The sequence below is a fragment of the Pyxidicoccus xibeiensis genome (assembly GCF_024198175.1).
In the GTDB taxonomy this organism is placed as follows: domain Bacteria; phylum Myxococcota; class Myxococcia; order Myxococcales; family Myxococcaceae; genus Myxococcus; species Myxococcus xibeiensis.
Map to the genome: position 1 here is coordinate 1 of NZ_JAJVKV010000012.1, position 19,273 is coordinate 19,273.

General features: G+C 71.3%; 19 protein-coding genes and 1 rRNA gene. 7 read left to right on the top strand and 13 right to left on the bottom strand.

The genetic code is table 11. The features are described 5' to 3' along the window. The first annotated feature begins 219 nt into the window (after nt 1-219). Nucleotides 220-336, top strand: a 5S ribosomal RNA gene (rrf, locus tag LXT23_RS36900). A 71-nt stretch (nt 337-407) separates the two neighbouring features. On the opposite strand, the gene LXT23_RS36905 is transcribed toward rrf, so the two are convergent. Beyond that, complete coding sequence (locus LXT23_RS36905) at nt 408-1,376, bottom strand: quinone oxidoreductase family protein (RefSeq protein WP_253985122.1); 969 nt, start codon at nt 1,374-1,376, stop codon at nt 408-410. Between the two features lie 256 nt (nt 1,377-1,632). Here LXT23_RS36905 and LXT23_RS36910 point away from each other — a divergent pair, with 256 nt between their 5' ends. Then, on the top strand, nt 1,633-2,079 hold the full coding sequence (locus LXT23_RS36910; protein ID WP_253985123.1) for a hypothetical protein: 447 nt from the start codon (nt 1,633-1,635) through the stop codon (nt 2,077-2,079). A gap of 3 nt (nt 2,080-2,082) precedes the next feature. On the opposite strand, the gene LXT23_RS36915 is transcribed toward LXT23_RS36910, so the two are convergent. Continuing rightward, nucleotides 2,083-2,283, bottom strand: a complete 201-nt coding sequence (locus tag LXT23_RS36915) for a SlyX family protein (protein WP_253985124.1) — start codon at nt 2,281-2,283, stop codon at nt 2,083-2,085. Nucleotides 2,284-2,351: 68 nt separating this feature from the next. Here LXT23_RS36915 and LXT23_RS36920 point away from each other — a divergent pair, with 68 nt between their 5' ends. Beyond that, nucleotides 2,352-2,651 carry a hypothetical protein gene (locus LXT23_RS36920; RefSeq protein ID WP_253985125.1) on the top strand — a complete coding sequence of 100 codons (300 nt, stop codon included), beginning with the start codon at nt 2,352-2,354 and terminating at the stop codon, nt 2,649-2,651. An 81-nt stretch (nt 2,652-2,732) separates the two neighbouring features. Here LXT23_RS36920 and LXT23_RS36925 read toward each other — a convergent pair whose 3' ends face one another. The 3 genes from LXT23_RS36925 to LXT23_RS36935 all read right to left on the bottom strand — a co-directional run bounded on the left by LXT23_RS36925 (nt 2,733) and on the right by LXT23_RS36935 (nt 4,687). Further along, a complete protein-coding gene (locus LXT23_RS36925) occupies nt 2,733-3,695 on the bottom strand; it encodes a tetratricopeptide repeat protein (RefSeq protein ID WP_253985126.1) in 963 nt (320 codons plus the stop codon). Between the two features lie 106 nt (nt 3,696-3,801). Continuing rightward, complete coding sequence (locus LXT23_RS36930; RefSeq protein ID WP_253985127.1) at nt 3,802-4,146, bottom strand: DUF2007 domain-containing protein; 345 nt, start codon at nt 4,144-4,146, stop codon at nt 3,802-3,804. 118 nt (nt 4,147-4,264) lie between these two features. Continuing rightward, nucleotides 4,265-4,687 carry a hypothetical protein gene (locus LXT23_RS36935; RefSeq protein ID WP_323379123.1) on the bottom strand — a complete coding sequence of 141 codons (423 nt, stop codon included), beginning with the start codon at nt 4,685-4,687 and terminating at the stop codon, nt 4,265-4,267. Between the two features lie 213 nt (nt 4,688-4,900). Here LXT23_RS36935 and LXT23_RS36940 point away from each other — a divergent pair, with 213 nt between their 5' ends. Further along, entirely contained in the window at nt 4,901-5,119 is a 219-nt protein-coding gene (locus LXT23_RS36940) for a hypothetical protein (protein ID WP_253985129.1), read from the top strand. A gap of 154 nt (nt 5,120-5,273) precedes the next feature. Here the strand turns inward: LXT23_RS36940 and LXT23_RS36945 are convergent, their stop codons facing one another. The 4 genes from LXT23_RS36945 to LXT23_RS36960 form a co-directional block, all read right to left on the bottom strand. Then, a complete protein-coding gene (locus tag LXT23_RS36945) occupies nt 5,274-6,098 on the bottom strand; it encodes a hypothetical protein (RefSeq protein ID WP_253985130.1) in 825 nt (274 codons plus the stop codon). Continuing rightward, complete coding sequence (locus LXT23_RS36950; RefSeq protein ID WP_253985131.1) at nt 6,095-6,862, bottom strand: hypothetical protein; 768 nt, start codon at nt 6,860-6,862, stop codon at nt 6,095-6,097. The genes LXT23_RS36945 and LXT23_RS36950 overlap by 4 nt, the downstream gene beginning before the upstream one ends. Then, entirely contained in the window at nt 6,859-9,228 is a 2,370-nt protein-coding gene (locus tag LXT23_RS36955; protein ID WP_253985132.1) for a TonB-dependent receptor domain-containing protein, read from the bottom strand. The genes LXT23_RS36950 and LXT23_RS36955 overlap by 4 nt, the downstream gene beginning before the upstream one ends. Nucleotides 9,229-9,415: 187 nt before the next feature. Continuing rightward, a complete protein-coding gene (locus LXT23_RS36960) occupies nt 9,416-9,832 on the bottom strand; it encodes a hypothetical protein (protein ID WP_253985133.1) in 417 nt (138 codons plus the stop codon). A gap of 198 nt (nt 9,833-10,030) precedes the next feature. On the opposite strand from LXT23_RS36960, the gene glpD reads away from it, so the two are divergent. Next, on the top strand, nt 10,031-11,731 hold the full coding sequence (gene glpD / locus LXT23_RS36965) for a glycerol-3-phosphate dehydrogenase (protein WP_253985134.1): 1,701 nt from the start codon (nt 10,031-10,033) through the stop codon (nt 11,729-11,731). A 219-nt stretch (nt 11,732-11,950) separates the two neighbouring features. Beyond that, entirely contained in the window at nt 11,951-13,738 is a 1,788-nt protein-coding gene (locus tag LXT23_RS36970) for a S8 family serine peptidase (protein ID WP_253985135.1), read from the top strand. Nucleotides 13,739-13,855: 117 nt separating this feature from the next. On the opposite strand, the gene LXT23_RS36975 is transcribed toward LXT23_RS36970, so the two are convergent. Then, on the bottom strand, nt 13,856-14,350 hold the full coding sequence (locus LXT23_RS36975) for an anti-sigma factor family protein (RefSeq protein ID WP_253985136.1): 495 nt from the start codon (nt 14,348-14,350) through the stop codon (nt 13,856-13,858). Further along, the gene (locus LXT23_RS36980) at nt 14,347-14,961 is read right to left on the bottom strand and encodes an RNA polymerase sigma factor (protein ID WP_253985137.1); all 615 of its coding nucleotides are present in this window, start codon (nt 14,959-14,961) and stop codon (nt 14,347-14,349) included. The genes LXT23_RS36975 and LXT23_RS36980 overlap by 4 nt, the downstream gene beginning before the upstream one ends. 178 nt (nt 14,962-15,139) lie before the next feature. Between LXT23_RS36980 and LXT23_RS36985 the strand changes: the two genes are divergently transcribed. Continuing rightward, entirely contained in the window at nt 15,140-16,369 is a 1,230-nt protein-coding gene (locus LXT23_RS36985; protein WP_253985138.1) for an acyltransferase family protein, read from the top strand. 81 nt (nt 16,370-16,450) lie between these two features. Here LXT23_RS36985 and LXT23_RS36990 read toward each other — a convergent pair whose 3' ends face one another. Together LXT23_RS36990 and LXT23_RS50225 are read right to left on the bottom strand one after the other, a co-directional pair. After that, nucleotides 16,451-16,744, bottom strand: a complete 294-nt coding sequence (locus tag LXT23_RS36990; RefSeq protein ID WP_253985139.1) for a FruA-associating protein, FapA — start codon at nt 16,742-16,744, stop codon at nt 16,451-16,453. A gap of 338 nt (nt 16,745-17,082) precedes the next feature. Then, a complete protein-coding gene (locus LXT23_RS50225; RefSeq protein WP_323379124.1) occupies nt 17,083-19,140 on the bottom strand; it encodes a BTAD domain-containing putative transcriptional regulator in 2,058 nt (685 codons plus the stop codon). Nucleotides 19,141-19,273: the final 133 nt, after the last annotated feature.

The window sequence follows — 19,273 nt, forward strand, 5'->3', positions numbered from 1 at the left end:
TGTGTAAGCGTGGTAACACGTTGAGCTAACCGGTACTAATTGGTCGAGCGGCTTACTTTCCCCGTTCTCTTTGCTGCCCCCTCAAGGGGAGTAAGGGACTCGGGGCCAAGGCCGAGGCTCGAGTGCGCGAAGGCGCACTCGCCCGGAAGCGGCACCAACGCTATTGCGAGGCTTCACTCGCAGGAATTGAAACTTACCCTTTGTATGCACTTCAGCTTTTCCGGTGGCAATGTCGGAGGGGTCACACCCGTTCCCATCCCGAACACGGAAGTTAAGCCCTCCAGAGCCGATGGTACTCCGCGGGAAACCGCGTGGGAGAGTAGGTCGCTGCCGGATTCTTTTTGAAGACCCCCGTTACCCTTCTGGGTACCGGGGGTTTTCTTTTTTTTCGCGTGCCTGCCGTAGCGCTACGGGACGCGCAGGACGACCTTTCCGACGGTGCCCCGGCCTTCCAGCTGGCGGTGGGCCTCGGCGGCCTGGGCGAGCTCCAGCACCAGGCCCAGCCGTACCTGCAGCCGGCCCTCGGCGACCTCGGTGCGCAGCGCCTCGCGGGCCCGGCGGTTGAGCTCTGGTGGATGTGGCGTACGCAGCCAGTACGCGCTCACCTTCACGGACTTCGCATAGAGCGCCTCCACCTCCAGGGGCGGCGGGGCGCCGCTCGCGTTGCCATAGGCCACCAGGTGCCCGAAGGGTGCGAGGGATTCCAGGCTCGACTTCCAGGTGCTCGCGCCCACCGAGTCCAATACGAGGTCCACGCCCCGGCCCCCGGTCCGCGCCAGGACTCGCTCCGTGAGGTCTCCGTCTCCGTAGAGGAGCACCTCATCGGCACCGAGTTCTCGAGCGAGCCGACCCTTCGCTTCACTCGACACGGTTCCGAGTACGCGGGCTCCCACCGACTTCGCCAGCTGTATCGCCAACAGGCCGACTCCACCCGCGGCGGCGTGGATGAGCACGGATTGGCCCGCGGACAGCTGCCCCATCGTGTGGACGATGTGCCAGGCCGTCAGCCCCTGGACGAGGAGTCCGGCGCCCTCCTCGAAGGAAACACGCTCAGGCAGCTCGAGCAGCTCGTGCTCCGGCGCAATCACCTGTTCCGCGTAGCTGGCTGACGCAAGGGCCACCACCCGGCGGCCCACCCAGGCCGTGCTCACTCCGGGCCCCACGGCGTCCACCACACCTGCGGCTTCGCTTCCGAGGATTCGGGGGAGGGGGACTCTGGCGTCGTAGAGTCCTCGACGTCGCTCCGTGTCCGCGAAGTTCACTCCGGCCGCGCGGACCCGGATGCGCACCTCTCCAGGCGCCGGTATCGGCTCGGGGACTTCCTCGAGCCGCAATACCTCGGGCGCTCCCACCTCGTGATAGCGAATCGCTTTCATGGAGCGTCTGTAACGTCCGGTTTCGCGCTCCGCCCGGCGCGGACACTCCAGCCGTGCTCGCACAGGAGTTCCACGCGCGCGGCTCGGAGACTCACGGCCCTGCTCGAACGTCCGCTGTGAGTGTCTGCCTTCCGTTGGGGCTGGCTCACAGCGTGGAAAATCCGTGTTTCAGTGTGTGGGAGGTGCGGTGTGGCTGGCCTCGCCCCTTGCGGCTTGATTGAGTGGAACTCCCCCGCAACTGAGAGGAGCCTCTCGCATGAAGCTGCTTCGTCCCTTTCTCGGCGGTCTGTTCGCGGTCGGCCTCTTCGTCGCCCCTACGACCTCCGAAGCCGCCGCCATCCGCGCCGGGCTTGGAGCCGACTACTGGGTCGATGAGAGCGCCGCCTTCAACTTCACGCTCGGCGTCGAGGGGCGCATTGCCGGTCCCCTGTCGGTCGGTGCTCGCTTCGGCGCGACTCTCATCACCGACGGCAACGACATCGGCATCCCGCTGGATGTCTACCTGCGCGCCAACATCGCCAACAACCGCGTCTACATCGAGGGCATGGCCGGGCCCTGGATTGTCTTCGGCCGCGGCGACGAGTTCCGCGCCCACGCCGCCTTCGGGTTCGGGCTCCAGGGCAAGGCCGCCAGCATTGGCATCGAGGTGGGCTACCTGGAGCCCAACCCCATCATCGGCCTGAAGGTGGGCTACCGGTTCTGAGCCTCAGTAGTGAGGTGGACGCTCCTGCTGCCGGGCGTCCACCAGGCCGGGGTCTCCCTCCAGCTTCTGCTTGAGCACCTCCACCTCGGCCCGGAGGGTGGCGATGAGCTTCTCCTGCTCGTACAGCACGGTGCTCAGCTCCTGCAGCATGTCCTGCTGCTGCATGTAGCGGAGCTCCAGCTCGGCGATGCGCTTCTCGTCCATGAGAAGCGGCTACCCTTAACCCGGAGCAGCCCCCGGCGTCCTCCTGCCACCGCCCTTTTGTCCTTCCCATGAACGTCCAGGAACACCTCCAGCGCGCTCGCGACCTGCTCGCCAGGGGACAGCCCGAGCTGGCCGAGTCGGCCCTCAGCGACTCCATCGACGCCGCCGTGGCGGCCGAGGACATCGTCCTCCTCACGCGCGCCCGGTTCGCCCTGGGCGAGCTGCTCTTCCAGCAGGAGCGCGACGCCGAGGCCATGCCCTACCTCCTGGCCGTCGTCCGGACCGAGCGCGCGGATGGCTCCGTCGACGTGGAGGTGAAGGCGTCCGCGCGCATGCTGCGTCAGATTCGCGGCATCGAACCGCGCTGAGCCAGACTGGGCACCCCTCCGCGGCTCCTTCGCCCTGCTTCCTGTACGCGCACCGGGGCCACTCACCGCCGGCGCACCAGCTCACGGCATGCTGCACGACTGACGGATCAGCTCCTGCTTGCCGGAGAAGCGGCGCTCCAGGTCCATCCGCGTCAGGCGCGCGCCGTCGATGTTCCCCGCCTTGAGCTGCATCGCGCACAGGGCCGCCAGCCCCTTGGGATTCGACGGCTCCAGCCGGTCCGACTCGCGCAGCGCTTCTTCCGCCGCCTCCAGGTTCCCGAGCCGGTACCACGCCAGCCCCAGCTCGAAGAAGCCGACGCCCAGCCTCGGGTCGTCTTCCACCGCCTTCCGGAAGAGCCTGATCGCCTCGGCGTCCCGTCCGTCCTGCGCGTGCACCCGGCCCTGCTCCACCAGCAGCCTGGAGCGCGGCATGCTGCCCTCCAGCCTTCCCAACACCTTCAGCGCTTCGCCTCCCTGCCTGGAGGCGCTCAGCAGCCGCACATAGCGCAGGCCAATCAGCGGGTCCGCCGGTGCCTTTCCATAGGCCCTTCCGGCGGACTCGGCCGCTCCGGAGACATCTCCGTCCTTCTCCCTCAGCTCCGCACGCAGCAGGTCGGGCCGGGCGTCGTTCGGGGCCACCTGGGCCGCCCGCTCCAGCGAGGCATTCACGCAGCGGTCCATGCGCTCCACGTCACAGATGCGCGCCATCAACAGCTGCGTCTCCACCGCGTTCGGGTCCCTGCGCTCGGCTTCTTGCGCCAGCTCGCGCGCCTGCCCGGGAGCTCCTTCCAGCAGCAGCTCCGCGGCCTCGCGCAGCTCCGCGGGCGTTGCCTTGGGATGCTCCCTCAGCGGCATCAGGAACTGGACCCGCTGCTCCGCCGTTGGAAGCGCGCGGGCAATGGCCAGCTCCTGCTCCGGCATGTTCCTGGGCAGGAAGAGCGGGATGAGGTGGATGAGGAAGGCGCCAGCGCATACCCACAGGACGCCGCGCAGGCTGCGGTCCAGGTGCGGCCGGTGACGCCTGCCGGCAGCGTTCGGTGGCACTCCTGCCGACATCGACGGATGGTCCACGGACCCCTCTTGCTCCCGCTCTGCCCGCCGCACTTCCATGCCTCCCTGGAGCCCGCGCCGCAACCGCTTCGGCGGCGACCTAGACGGCCCGGAGCCGTGGCCGCAGCCCCGAGGGAAGCTCCAGACCACAGCTCCAGCACAACTCGAAGTTGCCCGGGTTCTCCTCGTGGCATCGCGGACACTCCACCGAGCGCTCCGCCGCCTCCTGGTTCTCCCGCAGCTCCGCCACCAGCCCGCGCGCGTGCTCCAGGTCCTGGGGGAAGAGCCACAGCTCCACCCAGGTCTCCCCGCTCGGAATCTCTCCACTCAGCGGGACGAGCGACTCGCCACGCACGTCGACCGACACGCCCGCGCATTCCAGCGCACCCGCCAGCAACCGCGCCTCTCCCACCGTGCGATGCACGGAGAACTGCACCCGCTTCATCCTTCTCTCTTCACAGAACACCGGCGCCCCGGCAAGCCTACTTCGCCCTACCTCGGGCCGGAGGTGCCCGGATGCCCGGTCACCGTGAAGCAGGACCTTCACTCCGCGTCTGCCGGTGCTACTCCTCTTCGCGAAGCTGATGGGGCAGCACCGCATGGGCATGGCGCGGGGTTCGCGCGTGCAGCTCGGCTGTCAGCAGGGTGTCCAGCTCCGCGAGCAGCGTGTCGTAGGCCGCACCTGCTCCGCGCGCCGGCAGTCGCTCCGCGGCCAGGCGCACCCGGGGGGACTCCTCGTCCTCGAAGGCCAGTGTCACCGCCAGTGAGTCCGGGCCGCCCGCCTGCGGCACCATGACGGCGGGCACGGGACCCTTTCCGGCCTCCTCGAGCAGCGGGGCCAGCCGCCGCACCTCGTCCGCCGTGAGGGCGCGCTCGACCACCACCTCGCCCTGCTCCAGCACCCGCAGGTGCTTCACGTCTTCCAGCCGCAGCGCCTGCGCACCCGTGTTCGTCCGCCCGCTGCGTTCATAGGTCACCATCCTCACGCGTCCATCACCTCCTCGGGCAAGGAGGTAGGCACGCTCGCTCCCGGTGGCATCCACCCGGGGGGCACCAGGCGCAGCCCCGTTGCGCGAGCCCCGGACGGCCGTGCGCTTCACGACACCCCGCGGGCCCGCCGGTCGAGTGTCCCCCCGCGGCATCCTCCCTAGTTTGCGCACCTCCCAGGCATTCTCGCCCGGGCACTCCGAGGTGGCTCCATGAGCAAGGACAGTGGCAAGACCCCCAGCCCCAATGACCAGCGCTCCAACACCAAGAATCCCAACAACCCCGCGCAGAAGTCCGCGCAGGAGAACCGCTCCAACCAGATGAACCCGAACAACCCCCGCCACTCCACCAACACCCCCGGTGGCGGCTCCTCGGGTGGCACCAGTGGCGGCGGCTTCACCCCGGGCTCGGGCTCCACGAACAAGAGCTGAGCCGGCGGGACTGCTTCACGCAACCTCTCCAGGGCCGGGAAGGGTCGGTCCCGGCTCCTGGACGATGGCGCGGTGAGCACTCGCGGCGCTCCACTCCGCGCTCACCGCGCCATCGCGCTTTACTCCCGGCTCCCGGCTCCGCGCCGCTCGACGGTCAGCGGGACCTCGGCGAGCACTCTCCCTCGCCCCGGAAGTGGCCCACCGTCCGCACCAGCGCGGTGACGAAGTCGCGCAGGTTGCGCACGCCGCCCACGCCGCCCGTGCCGTACTGGCCCTGCGGCAGCTCCGTCAGGTCCACCGCCGCGAGCTCCTCCAGCGTCACGAGGTCGTCCGCGCCGGCGATGCCCAGCTTGTCCGCGGCGGCCAGTGCGTCGAAGCGCATCTTCGCGTCCGGCGACTGCAGGTCGTCGAAGAAGAGGTGGTCGCCGTGAATGGTGAGCTCCACCGAGGCCTCGCCGTCCTTCGGAATCGTCACGCCCGCGCCCTGGGCCTCGCTCTCGCAGTCCTCGTAGAGGGTGTTCGTGGTGAAGCCCCACTCGAAGCGCTTGGTCACCGTGCCCTTCGTCGCCGAACCCTCCAGGTAGACCGAGTACCCCGCGGACCTCATCCGCTCCAGGTCCTGCGCGTCCGGATTGCCTGCCTCCGCGTCCTGCGCGGGCACAATCGCGTAGCTGACGCGGTCCCAGTCCTGCGCGGGCAGGTTCTGGAAGGAGGTCACCACCACGGGGCCGGGCTTGTGCACGTCGAACACGCGCGATGTGTCCTGCTGGGCGGCCGTCTCGTCCTCCGTGGCCACCTTCACCTCGCCCAGCGTCACCAGGAACCTGCTGAAGCGCACGCTCCAGCCATCCGCGAAGGCGGACGCGGGGATTTCCTTCTCGATGTAGTCCTCCCCGTACGTGGTGAACGTCACGTTGCCCGTGCCATCGCTGCACGCCACCAGCCCGAGGCACGACAGTCCCAGCAGCCACTTCTTCATTGCGCAGCTCCTTCTTCCCACGTCACGACGTAGGTGGTGGTGTCCTCCATGCCGCGCACCAGCGCGTTCCGCGCCTGGCTGCCGACAGGGAAGGTGAAGATGCCATCCGCGTCCAGGTCGGTCGCGGTGGCGAAGTCGATGCGGCCCAGCCACTTGCCCAGGTCCACGGCGATGCGCACGCGCCCGGCCTCCATCCCCATCGACTTCTCGAAGCGCACGCCGGCCACCGGTGCCGGCAGGTCCGCCACCGCCTCGAAGCGCACCGAGCCCCCGTCCCCGTTGCGCGCCGTGCCCGTCACCCGCACCGCATGACCGCTCAGCAGGCCCCGCTCATCCGTCGTCGCCGTGGGCGTGGCCAGCGTCAGCTCCAGTGAGCCGTACTCACCCGTCACCGCGCTCGCGTCTCCCAGCGGTGCCCCCGCCAGCAGGTCCACCGTGGTGGTGGTCAGCACCTCGCCCATCGCGTCTCCCGGCAGGTAGTGTCCCGGGTGCGCGTGCGCCGTGCCTCCGATGAGCGAGTACCAGTCGAAGCGTGGCGCGCGCCGGGTCAGCAGCACGCGGCCCTCGAAGAAGCGCACCGGGCCCACGGAGACGTGCGCGGAGTCCAGCGTCACCGTCCAGCCCTTCTCGTTGGCGCCCGTGGGAAGCGTGGCCGCGACCTCCACGGGGAAGGTGCGCCGCTCCGCCTCGCTGCCACAGCCGCTCAGGGCCGTGGACGCGGCGGCCAGGGCCAGCGCTCCCGTCAGTACGTGTCCGCGAATCACAGGTGGACCTCCAGGGTGAGCGAGGCCATCCGTGGCGACCCCGCGGTGAAGTGTCTTGCCGGGACGAGGCTCGCGGCGGAGTCGGGGTCGAAGCGCGAGCTGTAGACGAACTCGCCGTCACGCCAGCGCGCGTCGAGTGCGTTCTTCAGCTCCAGCTTCAGTCCCACCTCGCCCCGCCTCAGCTCCAGGTGAGCGTCCGCCAGGAACACGCTGTTGCTCCGCTCGTCGAAGGGCAGCGGCCTCGGGCCGAGCAGCGTCAGGCCCGTGCCCACGGCGAAGGTGGCGGAGGCCCACGGCAGCGGGCGCTCCCACCCCACGTCCGCGCGCGCGACCAATGGCGCGAAGTAGGGCAGCAGCGTGTCCGTGTCCGTCACGTACGCGTGCGCCACGGTGGCGCTCAGCGAGGCGACGACGCCGGGCACGGGGCGGGCCTGGAGCGCCGCGGAGACTCCCGAGCGCAGCGTCTCGCCCGTATACACGGTGGTGCCCACCGCGTGGTCGAAGAAGAAGTCGTTGTCCACCTGAGAGCCGAAGAGGCTGAGCTGCACCGCCCAGCGCTCACCGTCGCGCCGGGCACCGAGCTCCGCGCCTCGCACGGAGACGAAGGGCGCGCGCTCTCCCTCCGCCAGGCTGCGCGCCTGGGGCGAGCGGAAGCCGTCTCCATAGCTGGCGAACAGGCGCCAGGCGTCCGCGCTGTCTCCGAGCGCGTACTCCGCTCCCGCCTTCGCTCCCAGGTGCATGCCGAAGGCGCTGCGCGAGTAGCCCTGCCCGTCGTAGAAGCGCGGGTCCCGGAAGGCGAGCGCGTCGAAGACCTCCACGCCCAGCGCGTCCGCCCGGCCTCCCAGGCGCAGGGCCCAGCGGCCCAGGGACAGCTTCGCCTCGGCCCAGCCCCAGACGTCCGTCTGCGTGAAGCTCGCGTCGATTTCCTCCGCGAAGAAGGTGCCGTCCGACTCGCGGTAGCGGCGCTGCGTCTGCTCCACGCCGTCGCGCCTGGCGCCCAGGCCCAGCTCCACCGCCACGGGGCGACCGAAGGCCGTCACGGTGCGGCGGTGCTCCGCGCGCGCTCCGAGCGTGGTGCCGTCGTTCGTCTGCTCCAGGCCGTCACCGCGCGCGTCCACCCGGAAGCCGGTGAAGTTGTTGCGCAGCCGCAGGTCCGAGAGGATGCCGAAGACCTCCAGCTTCGTGCGCCCCTTGCCGGTGCGCGGTAGCTCCACGCCGAGCAGGAGCTGGTGCCTCGATGCCGTGCCGCCCTGCCGCCCCGTGGACGGGGAGAAGAACGTGGCGCGGCCCGCGAGCAGGTCGTCCTCGCGCACCACTCCGGGCGAGTCGAAGCGCGTCACGTAGCTGCCGCCGAGCGCACGCACCGAGAGCCCCTCGCCCAGCTTCGCGGTGGCCTGGGCGAGGAGGGAGGCCCGGCCGTAGCCGCGCTGCGCGCCGAAGCCCTTGCCCTCGCCCAGCTCCACCGCGGCGAAGGTGCCCTCGTCTTCTCCCGGGCGCACCGAGACGACGAGCCTCCGCTGCCCGTACTGGCCCAGCGTTCCCGCCAGGTGGATGCCGGGCTCCGCCACGCCCAGGTTCATGCGCACCGTGCCGGCGACGGCGAAGTCTCCCTGTGACGCGCGGTAGGAGCCCTCCGTCACTTCGAGCGACTGAACGACTTCGGGGATGACGAAGTTCGTGTCCGCGTAGCCGAGCGCGTGGATGTGGCTGACCTCGTTCACCGGCAGGCCGCCCACGTCCAGCTCCACGTCCTGGCCGTGCAGGGCGTCGAAGCCACGCAGGAAGAGCTGGTGCGCCTTGCCCTCGCCGCTGTGCTGCGAGGCCACGAGCCCTGGCACCGCGCGCAGCAGGTCCACCGCGCTCGTTCGCGGCGCCGCGTCCAGGATGTCCCGGCCGAGCGTCACTTCCGCCGCGCTCTGCGTGGGCCTCGTGCCCCGGACCACCGTGGAGGGGGACTCCGCGGGCGCGTCGGTGGGCGCGTCCGTGGGCTGGAGCGAGGTGTCCTGCGCCTGGGGAGCGCGCTGCGCTTCCGTGGATGGGACGGCGGCGTCTTCGGCGTCAGGGGGCGCTTGCGTTAGCGCCGGGGTGGGAGCCTCGGCGTCGGTTGGAGTTTGCGTGCGCTGGAGGGCGCCGTCTCGCGGCTGGGCGATGGGTGGCGTTGGCCTGAGCGGTGCGGCTGCGTCCCGGGTCCGGACTTCACGCGGCGCATCCGTGACGGGGGCGGTGTCCTGGGCTCGAGCTTCCGCCGGCGCTGCCGAGTTGGCCCTGTCCCCGGGCATGGCGTCGCCAGCCGCCGCCTCCTGGGGAAGGGCAGGGGACACGGCGAGCACACACGTCGAGAGCGCGGACAGAAGGAACAAGGACATGGAATGACAGACAGCGGTGCGGGACACGCCCCGGGGGACTCATGCGCTCGCGCAGGACACGCGGCTCATGCGCCCCAAGGTACGGCTCCACCGGCAGGACGGTTTCAAGGCAACGACACGGAGGCGTCTCACGGCGGCACCGTGCTCGGCGCACGACACCCGTGGACCCACTTCCAGCGCGTGCCGCCTAGGGGCCCTGCGGCATCGCCGTCGGACGGGGCGCGGCCCCCGTCACGAAGGACACGGGACGCGGGACCTCCGCCCACCACGTCACTCCACGGACCCGCGGCAGCTTCGTCACCACCCACGACGCCGCCATCGCGTGCAGGTGCTCCACCGAGCCCGTCAGGTGCTGGTGCCCGTCAGGCCCATGCCCGTTCGCGGGCCCACCCTCGTCCGGAGTCCCAGGCGTGTGGACAGGGCGCTCGGGCTCACCGTGCGTGTGGCCCTCCCCGTCATGCACATGGGCGTACCTTGCCCTCGTGCCTCCCAGCCCGCCTCCGTGCCCCACCACCGCGTGCAGCACCGGCGACACGGCGAGCCCGTACACCAGGACCATCAGTCCCAGGCACGCCAGGTCTCGTCGGTCATGGGGGTTCAGCACGCAGGCTCGGAACAGGGGAGGGGTGGGGTCGAGCGCCTCCTATCCGTCTTGCCCTGCACACGCAAGGCGCCCTTCCCCGGTCGCTGCACCCTTCCGCACACTCACCCAACCCCCTGGAACACCTCCGCATGTAGTGCGCTTGACGCGGCGCGGTGAATTCGGATTCCGTGGCGGGGGCGTCGTCATTAAACTCTTCCCGTGCGTTCCGAATCCGCAGCGCTGCTTCCGCCGTCCACCGACGAGGGCGACATTCCCGCCCCTCCGCCTCGCGCGGAGCGCCTGCGGGCCCTGGCCGCCCAGCAGTTCGATGTCCTCATCATCGGCGGAGGGGTCACCGGCTCGGGCTCGGCTCGTGACGCCGCGCTGCGCGGCCTCAAGGTGGCCCTGGTGGAGCGCGAGGACTTCGCCAGCGGTACCTCCAGCCGCTCGTCGCGCCTCATCCACGGCGGCCTGCGCTACCTGGAGCATGGCCACCTGGGCCTCGTCTTCGAGTCCAGCATCGAGCGCCGACGGCTGCTCCAACTCGCGCCGCACCTGGTGCGGCCGCTCGCCTTCATCTGGCCCGTCTACGCAGGCGCGCGCGTCCCGCGCTGGAAGCTCAACGCGGGCCTCATGCTCTACGACGCCCTCTCCCTCTTCCGGAACGTGAAGGGCTACCAGCGCCTCAACGCGCGCCAGGTCCACCAGATGGAGCCCGGCCTGCGCATGGAGAACCTCAAGGGCGGCGCCCGCTACTACGACGCCGCCACCGATGACGCGCGCCTCACGCTCGCCAACGCCGTGGGCGCCTCCGAGGCCGGTGCCACCGTCCTCAACCATGCCTCCGTGCGGCGGCTCGTCCTCCAGGACGGCAAGGCCCAGGGCGCCATCGTCGTGGACCACCTCACCGGCGAGGAAGTCACGGTGCGCGCTCGCGCCATCGTCAACGCCACCGGCCCGTGGAGCGACGAGATTCGCAAGCTGGATGCGCCCGACGGCACCAGCCCCGCGGTGCGCGGCAGCAAAGGCGTCCACCTCGCCGTGCCGCGCGAGCGCCTGCGCCACAACGACGCCTTCACGCTGCTGTCCCCCAAGGACGGCCGCGTCATGTTCGTGCTGCCCGCCGAGGGCTTCACCATCATCGGCACCACCGAGACGTCCACCCGCGCCCACCCGGCCGAGGTGCGCGCCAGCGAGGCCGACGTCGCGTACCTCCTCGAGTCCGCCAACGCCTTCTTCCCCGAGGCCCACCTCACCCGCGAGGACGTGGTGAGCGCGTGGGCCGGCATCCGCCCGCTCGTGGCCGCCGGCTACCAGGGCAACGCGGCCGACGCGGGCAGCGCCAGCCGCGAGCACGCCATCGACGTGAGCCCCTCCGGCGTGCTCGCCATCAGCGGCGGCAAGCTCACCACCTACCGCGTCATGGCCCGCGACGTGGTGGACTCGGTGGAGCGCCACCTGAGCCTGCCCCACCGGAAGTCACCCACGGAGATGCTGCCCCTGCCCGGCGGCGACATCCCCAGCATGGACGCCGAGTTCGCCGCCGCCACCGCCGAGGTGGGCGACGCCGCCACCGCCGTCCACCTGGTCCGCGCCTACGGCAGCCGCTGGCGCCGCGTGTGGGCCCTCACCCGTCAGGAGCCCGCGCTGGCCCGCCCGCTCGCGCCAGGACTGCCCTACCGCGCCGCCGAGGCCGCGTGGGGCGTCTCCCACGAGCTGGCGCACACCTTGTCCGACCTGCTCATCCGCCGCCTCAAGGTGGCCTTCGAGACACGAGACCAGGGCCGCGCCGCCGCCCGCGTGGCCGCCGAGGTCATGGCCCCCCGCCTGGGGTGGGATGCGGCCGAGACGCAGCGGCAGTTGGACACCTACGCGGCTGACGCGCTGCGCATCTTCGGCGTGGACAGCGCGGATGCCTGAGGCCTGACGCTCGGGCCCCTGGAACGTCGCCTCCTGTGTCAACGACGGACGCTACCCGTCGTGCGCCTGACAGGCTCGCGAGCGGCCGGCTGGCGGTCGTGCTTAACTTGCGCGCCGGGAACGGGACACGCTGTCCTCTCGTTCACATCGGCCTCCAGCGGGGGCCGGAAGGACCGTCGCAACCACCTGCTGGCCGGGGCGCGTTAAGGGAGAACGACAATGAAGCGTTGGGTCTTGCTCGGGCTGGTCGGCGGCCTCGTGGCCTGCAACAAGGACTCCGTGGAGGCCCAGGCCTGCCCCGGCACCGCGGAGGGCTGGCTGCAGCAGGGCGCCGGCCTCAGCGGTGAGACGGCGGGCGACGGCCTGGAGGAGGTGCTCATCACCTACAAGCCCCGCGTGTCCGCCAGCGCCATGAACGAGAAGGCGCGCGAGGACGTGCTCGCCTCCGCGGCGACGCGCGCCGGCGCCCAGGTGAAGCACCGCTTCCCCCGGCTGAACATGGTGTCCGCGCGCGTGACGGCCGCGGCCCGCGAGGCGCTCGCCCGGGACCCGGACGTGGCGTTCGTGGAGGAGAACCGCGTGGTGCGCGCCATGGGCATGCCGCGGCTGCCCGCGAGTGTCTGGCTGGGCGGCGCGCCCAACTCCTCCGGCTCCGTGGGCGAGTACACCCCCGGCCTCCAGATGGTGCAGGCCCCCTCCGTCTGGGACGCGAACAGCGACGGCGTGCTGGATACCGGCGCGGGCTCCGGCACCGGCATCAAGGTGTGCGTCATCGACAGCGGCCTGGACTACACGCACCCGGAGCTGAAGGATGCGTACATCGGCGGCAAGGACTTCATCGACAACGATGACGACCCGAAGGACGAGTCGCTGGACGTCGACCTCAATCCCATCCGCGGCGGCGGCCACGGCACCCACACCGCGGGGACCATCGCGGCGCAGCTCGGCGGCGGCGGTACGGTCCGCCAGGGCACGGACCCCAACGGCGTGGCGGGCGTGGCGCCCACCGCGTCGCTGCTGATTGCGCGCGTGCTGGACGTGCGCGGCAATGGCCGCACGGACGACGTCATCCGCGCCATCGAGTGGTGCACGGCGCAGGGGGCCAACATCGCCTCGCTGTCGCTGGGCGCGGAGCGTGAGTCCGCCAACGAGCGGCTGGCCTTCCAGCAGGCCGCGCAGGCGGGCGTGCTGTCCTTCGCGGCGACGGGCAACTCGGGCGCGGACAAGGTGTCCTACCCCGCGGCCTACCCCACGGTGATTGCGGTGGGCGCGGTGGACTTCGCCGGTGAGTGGGCCAGCTTCTCGCAGTTCGGGGACCAGGTGTCGTTGGTGGCGCCGGGCGTGAGCGTGCTGAGCGCCACCCTCCGGGGCGCCGCGCCGTTCGCCGGCGTCAGCGCGCAGGGCACGGAAATCATCGCCTCGCCGCTGGAGTACTCGGGCATCGGCAAGTACACCGGCCGCTTGGTCAACTGCGGCCTGGGAGACAGCATCGAGGCCTGCGGCGGGGATGCCACCTGCTCGGGGTTCGTGGCGGTCGTCGAGCGCGGCGGCGGCATCTTCTTCGAGGAGAAGGCGCGCAACTCCATCCGCGCGGGCGCCCGGGCGGTCATCGTCGTCAACAACGATGCCGAGGACGGGGCGGGCAACTTCACGCTCACCTCGCCGTCCGCCAACTGGGTGCCCACCGCGTCCGTGGCCCTGGACAGCGGCGGCGCCCTGCGGTCGCTCATCGGCCGGGAAGTCACGGTGGACGTCAGCGGCTCGGACTACCTCATCCAGTCGGGCACCTCCATGGCCACGCCGCACGCGGCCGGCGTGGCCGCGCTCGTGTGGAGCGCGCGGCGGGACCTCACCGCCGCGCAGGTGCGCCAGGCGCTGGAGAAGAGCGCCAAGGACCTGGGGCCCGCGCTCAAGGACGCGAAGTATGGCCATGGCCTGGTGCAGGCCGCCGATGCCATCAAGTACGCCAACGACACCTGGCCGCGGCCGCCCGCGCCGCTGCCGTGAGGCTTCGGTGCCCCGCCTGAGCGAGGCGGGGCACCCGGGCGCATGAAGGAAGCAAGGCCCCCGGCGCCGCCCTGGCTCCGGGGGCTTTCGCGTTCAAGGGGCCCGGCTTCAGCGGCATCAGCGCAGGGTGAACAGCCGGGGCGAGGCCACGAGGCAGGCGCCCACGGAGGCCTCCAGCGCTGCCACCGCCTCACGGGAGGGGTCCTCGCACGCCTCACCACCCAGGGCGGCGGCGAAGACCTCGCGGCTCCAGGGCTCGTCTCCGCCCGACACGGGGCCCCCGCGCACGAGGCTGAGGCCGACGAAGGCCACCGCGGCGGCGGCGCCCATCATCATCTTCCCCCAGTTCGTCCAGGTGCCCGGGTGGGGCACCCAGCGCGCCACGGCGGGACGGCGCGCGAGCCGGGCCTCCAGCGCGGAGAAGCTCAGCGCGGGGCGCGCCGGCGTCCGGCGCGCGCGCTGGGCCATCCACCCCCGCTCCGTCCGGAGCCACGTCAGCGCGTGCCTGCACGCGGGGCATGTCTCCGCATGGGCGCCGACACGGGCCGCGTCCTCGGGGGACAGCTCTCCGGCCAGCAGCGCGTCCAGCTCGTGTTCACGGCAGGCGCTCATGGGCGACCTCCCACATGGGCCGCCAGCTGCTCGCGCAGCTGCAGCCGTGCGCGGTGGATTTCATTCTTCACCTTCTGCAGGGACCAGCCCATGACCGAGGCAATCTCCTCATAGGGAAGGCCGTGGTCGATGCGCAGCAGCAGCGCCGCGCGCCGCTCCTCGCGCAGCAGGCCCAGCGCATTGGCCAGCAGCCCTTCCAGCTCCCGGTCCAGCAGCAAGTCCTCGGGGGTGGGCGTGGGCAGCACCGCCTCCACCCGGCTCGCGTGCTCCTCGTCGTCCACGTCCACGTGGATGCCCCGGCCGCGCCGGGACTCCAGGTACACGTGGCGGGCGATGCCCAGGAGCCACGCGCCGAGCCGGTCCTCGTCGCGCAGCGCCCCGAGCCGCCCGTGCGCGCGCACGAAGGTCTCCTGCGTGGCCTCGTCCGCCGCGGGCTCGTCGCGCAGCAGGTCCCTGAGGAAGCGCCACACGGCGGGGGCATGGCGCTCGAAGAGCGTCCGGAACGCCGCCGGGTCTCCAGCGCGCGCCCGGCGCAGCAGGGCCCGCTCCCGGTCCATGTCGGACGGGGGCGCACCTGCCAGCACCATCTTCACCGCGGAAAGAAGAGCCACGGCCTCACCGTGTCACGAGCCCGTCCGGAGTTTCACCCGCCCGTGCTTTTTCCCCATCCGCCCGTGAGGGCAGGGGCCGGCGAAGGCGGGTTGAGCCAGCAAACACGCCTGGTTGCCTGCCCTGCCGCAAAGGGAGGCGGTCTTGTTGGGGTGCAACCGTTGTTGGTAAATGTCTTCCATGCATCCCAATTCCGCGCGCCCGGACTCCGCGGCGGCGCACGGCCCGCGCCTGGGGGGCCACCTGCCCGTGCTGGATGGCGTGCGAGGCCTCGCCGTGCTCCTGGTGGTCTTCTTCCACACCACGCACCTGAGCGCCGGCAGTGCCGTGGGCAAGGCGACGTGGTGGCTGGCGGGCGCGGGATGGACGGGCGTGGACCTGTTCTTCGTCCTGTCCGGCTTCCTCATCACCGGCATCCTGTGGGAGGCGAAGGGGCAGCCGTACTTCTTCCGCAACTTCTACATGCGCCGCTTCCTGCGCATCTTCCCGCTGTACTACCTGACGCTGGCCATCTCGTTCCTGGTGCTGCCGGCGCTCGCGGGCCGCTTCAACCTGGACGAGCGCATCACCACCGAGGGCGCCGTCTGGTACCTGCTGTACCTCTCCAACTTCTACCAGCTGTGGGTGGACACCACGCACCCCATCCTCGGCGTGGTGTGGTCGCTGGCGATTGAAGAGCAGTTCTACATCGTCTGGCCGTTCCTCATCGCCGCGGTGTCGTACCGGGGCGCCATCCGGCTGTGCCTGGGCACCATCGCCCTGGCCCTCGCCGTGCGCGTGGGGCTCGCCCTGGCCGGGGCCAGCATCGAGAGCACCTACGTGACGACGTTCAGCCGCGTGGACTCGCTGGCCCTGGGCGGGCTGCTCGCCCTGGCGCTGCGCCACCCGGAGGGACTGGGGCTCAAGGCCTTCCCGTGGATGCGCTGGGGCGTGTACGCCGCGGTGCCGCTGGTGCTCGTCATGGTGGTGATGCCCGTGGGGCCGCTCTACGAGCTGGTGAAGCGCACGGGCGGCTACACCGCCATCGCCATCGTCTATGCGGCGGGGGTGTACAAGGCCGTGGCCGTCGCGCCGGGCCACCCCCTGCACCGCTTCCTCTCGTCGAAGCTGCTGCGGACGTATGGCAAGTACAGCTACGCCATCTACCTCATCCACTCGCCGCTGGACGCCATCCTGCGCAGGACGGTGCTGAAGCTGCCGCTGCAGACGGTGGGGGGGACGGACATCCCCATGCAGCTGCTCTTCTATGTCGTCGCCGCGGGCCTCTCGCTGGGGCTGGCGCTGGTGAGCTGGAACCTCTTCGAGAAGCACCTGCTCAAGCTCAAGGACTACTTCCCCTATGGGGAGCAGCGTCCGCCCGTGCCCGCCCCCGCGCCGCTCGCGGGGGGCTCACCGGGCGCCGCGAGCTGAAGCGCGCGGACGGTAGGCCCGCGCGCTCCGTCCACGGCGAGCGCGCTGGAGGGCCGCACCGGACCGGTGCGGTGCCGGGGCTCAGTCCCGCTGGCGGCTGAGGGCCTTGGCGACGCGCAGGGCCCAGGCCTCGGCCGAGTCGAGCTCCGCGCGAGCGCTCGCGTAGAGGTCCAGGCTCTCATCCGAGCCATCGCGCGCGAAGATGGCATCATGCAAGTCTTTCTGCGCGCGCGTGAGCCAATGGCTGGCTTTGGCTCGCAACTGATTCGCCGTTTGAGGCGTCAGCTCGAGCGCATCCGGAGCCATCAGCTCCTGCTCTTCGGGGTACAGCGACGTCACCTTGTTGAACCCGGCATGTTCAATCGTCGTAGTCATGCGGTGAGAATTTGCACCGCTGGGTAGGCAGGCACCTGACCGCTGGGGCAAGGCTCCGTGTGGTTCCGAGCACTCGACCTGCCCTCGGGGGTGATACAGACGGGGGGAAGCGGATGACGCGCAATGCCATCTGAAATAAGTGCTTGCCCTTGGGCCGAAACAAGTGTGGGGCCCTGTCTCCACCTCCAATACAGACAGGTTTCCGCCCTTCATCTCCTTATAAGGGAGACCCCGTAGACATCCCGCGGGGGCTCACCGTGACGCGCCGCCGGGCTCCGATACAACGTGAAACAGCCGGCGGGGTCCGACGCGGTGTCTGCCTTTTCGGCGGGGGCCCGCTATGCGCTGGGAATGCCCCGGACCCGCGACCTGATGCGGGCGGCCTCGTCGGCATTCCCTGTCTCATCCAGCAGCGCGGCGGCGCGGTGGTAGAGCAGGGCGGCCTCCAGGTGCCGCAGCGCCCCCGCCTCGGCATGTGCCGCCGCCAGCAGGAAGGGCACGGCGCGCCGGGGCTCGCCGCCGTCCAGCCAGTGCTGCGCCACCACCGCCGGTGCCGCCTTGCGCAGCTCCAGCGCCGCCGCCAGCCGCCGGTGGAACAGCGCCTCCAGCGAGCGCGGGACACCCTGGCGCACCACCTCGAAGAGCAGGTCGTGCGTGAAGCGCTCCCCGCGGAAGATCTGCGCCGCCTCCAGCTCCGCCAGGTGCGTGGCCAGCGAGAGGGTGTTCATCTCCAGCACCTCGCCGGCCAGCTCCAGGCCGAAGGACGTCCTCGCCAGCGACGCCAGCCGCGCCACCTGCAGGGCGGAGGGAGACAGCCGCTCCAGGCGCTGCTGGATGAGCTGCTGGCCCCGGCCGGACGGCGGCACGTGCTCGGGCCAGCCGCGCTCCAGCCCGCCCGTCTCCAGCAGGTGCTTGAGCGTCTCGGTGATGAAGAGCGGGTTGCCGCCCGTGTGCCGCGACACGTCGCCCACCAGCCGGTCCACCCCGGGCAGGTCCAGGCTGTTGAGCAGCGCGCCCACCGCGTCCAGGCCCAGCGGCGCCAGCTCGATGACGACGGCCAGCCCCGCCACCACCAGCTGCTGGATGCAGGCGGCCGCCTGGGGCGACAGCTCGTCCTTCCGGAACGTGTCGATGAAGCGCGGGAAGCGCCCCCCTGGCCCGGGGGCGTGACGGCGCGACAGCATCAGCACCGCGAACTCGGCCGTGGCGGAGTCCATGTACTGCAGGTCATCCGCGACGAGCGCGTCCACCCCCGCGCACAGCTGGTAGATGAGCTCGCAGTGCGCCTCGAGGAAGCGGCTGCGGTCCGCCTCGTCCGCCATGGGCGGGGGCACCCCTTCCGGCCCGGCCTGGTCCGGCAGCAGCCGCGCCAGCTCGCGCCGCACCCACGGCTCCAGCTTCGTGTCCGGCCGCTTCGCCAAGAGCTGCCGCACCAGCCGCACGTGCGAGGAGTACGGCACGTTCGACTCTCCCGGCCGCGCCTCCAGGGAGATGTGCGCGCCGCGCGACGCGGCGAAGTCGTGCGCCAGCCGCGTCTTCCCCACGCCGGGCTCGCCGAAGAGGAAGATGGTCTGCCCCGCCTCCCACGCCGCCTCCATCCGCGCCCACTCGCGCTCGCGGCCCACCAGCACCGGCGGGCGCAGCACCGACAGCGGCAGCTTCGCCTTCACCACGGTGGCGGGCTTGCCCGCCGCCGGGCCCCGCTCGATTTCCCGCGCGAGCGCCACCGTCTCCGGCAGCGGCGTGGTGGCCAGCTCCTCGCGCAGCAGGCGCCGGCACCGCTCGAAGGCGTTGAGCGCCGCCATCCGGTCCCCGGACACGTAGTGCAGCCGCATCAGCCGCCGCCACGCCTCCTCCGAGTACGGGTCCATCCCCAACAGCCGCTCCGCCAGTGTCAGCGCCCCGGACAAATCGCCCCGCCGCTCACATGCCTCGGACTCCGAGTGCACGGCGCGCCGGCGCAGCTTGTCCACCCGCTCGCGCGCACCCTCCAGCCACGACTGGAACTCGGCGCAGTCGTCGTACTCCAGCGCACCCAGCAGCACGCCGTCCAGCGCCAGGGCCTGCGCGTACCGCCCCGACAGCACGTGCGCCTGCAGCTCCGCGGCGTCCGTGACCACCCGCTCACACAGTGAGAGCACGTCCGTGCCCTGCACCAGCTCCGCGGCGCACGCCAGCCGCAGCCGCCGCAGCAGCTGGCGCATGTTGTTGCGCGCCGTCGTCTCGCTGGAGTCCGCCCACAGCAGGCCCGCGAGCCGGTACTTGGGGTGCGGCCCTTCCAGCGCGAGCCATGCCAGCACGCCGGCCGTGCGACGCTCCAATGGGATGAGCGCCTCGCCGCACCGGAGCCGGGCCTCGCCCAGGAGCTCCAGGCGGACGCCTGCCGTACCTGACACGTCGTCTCCTGCCATGTCCTCCCCGGGCCCCCCTCGGATGGGAGAGCCCGGAACGTAACACGCCATACCCGGTCATCCGTCACGGGTAGGGATTGCCCCAGGGGTGACAAATTTTGCGTGTGGGTTTTCCGCC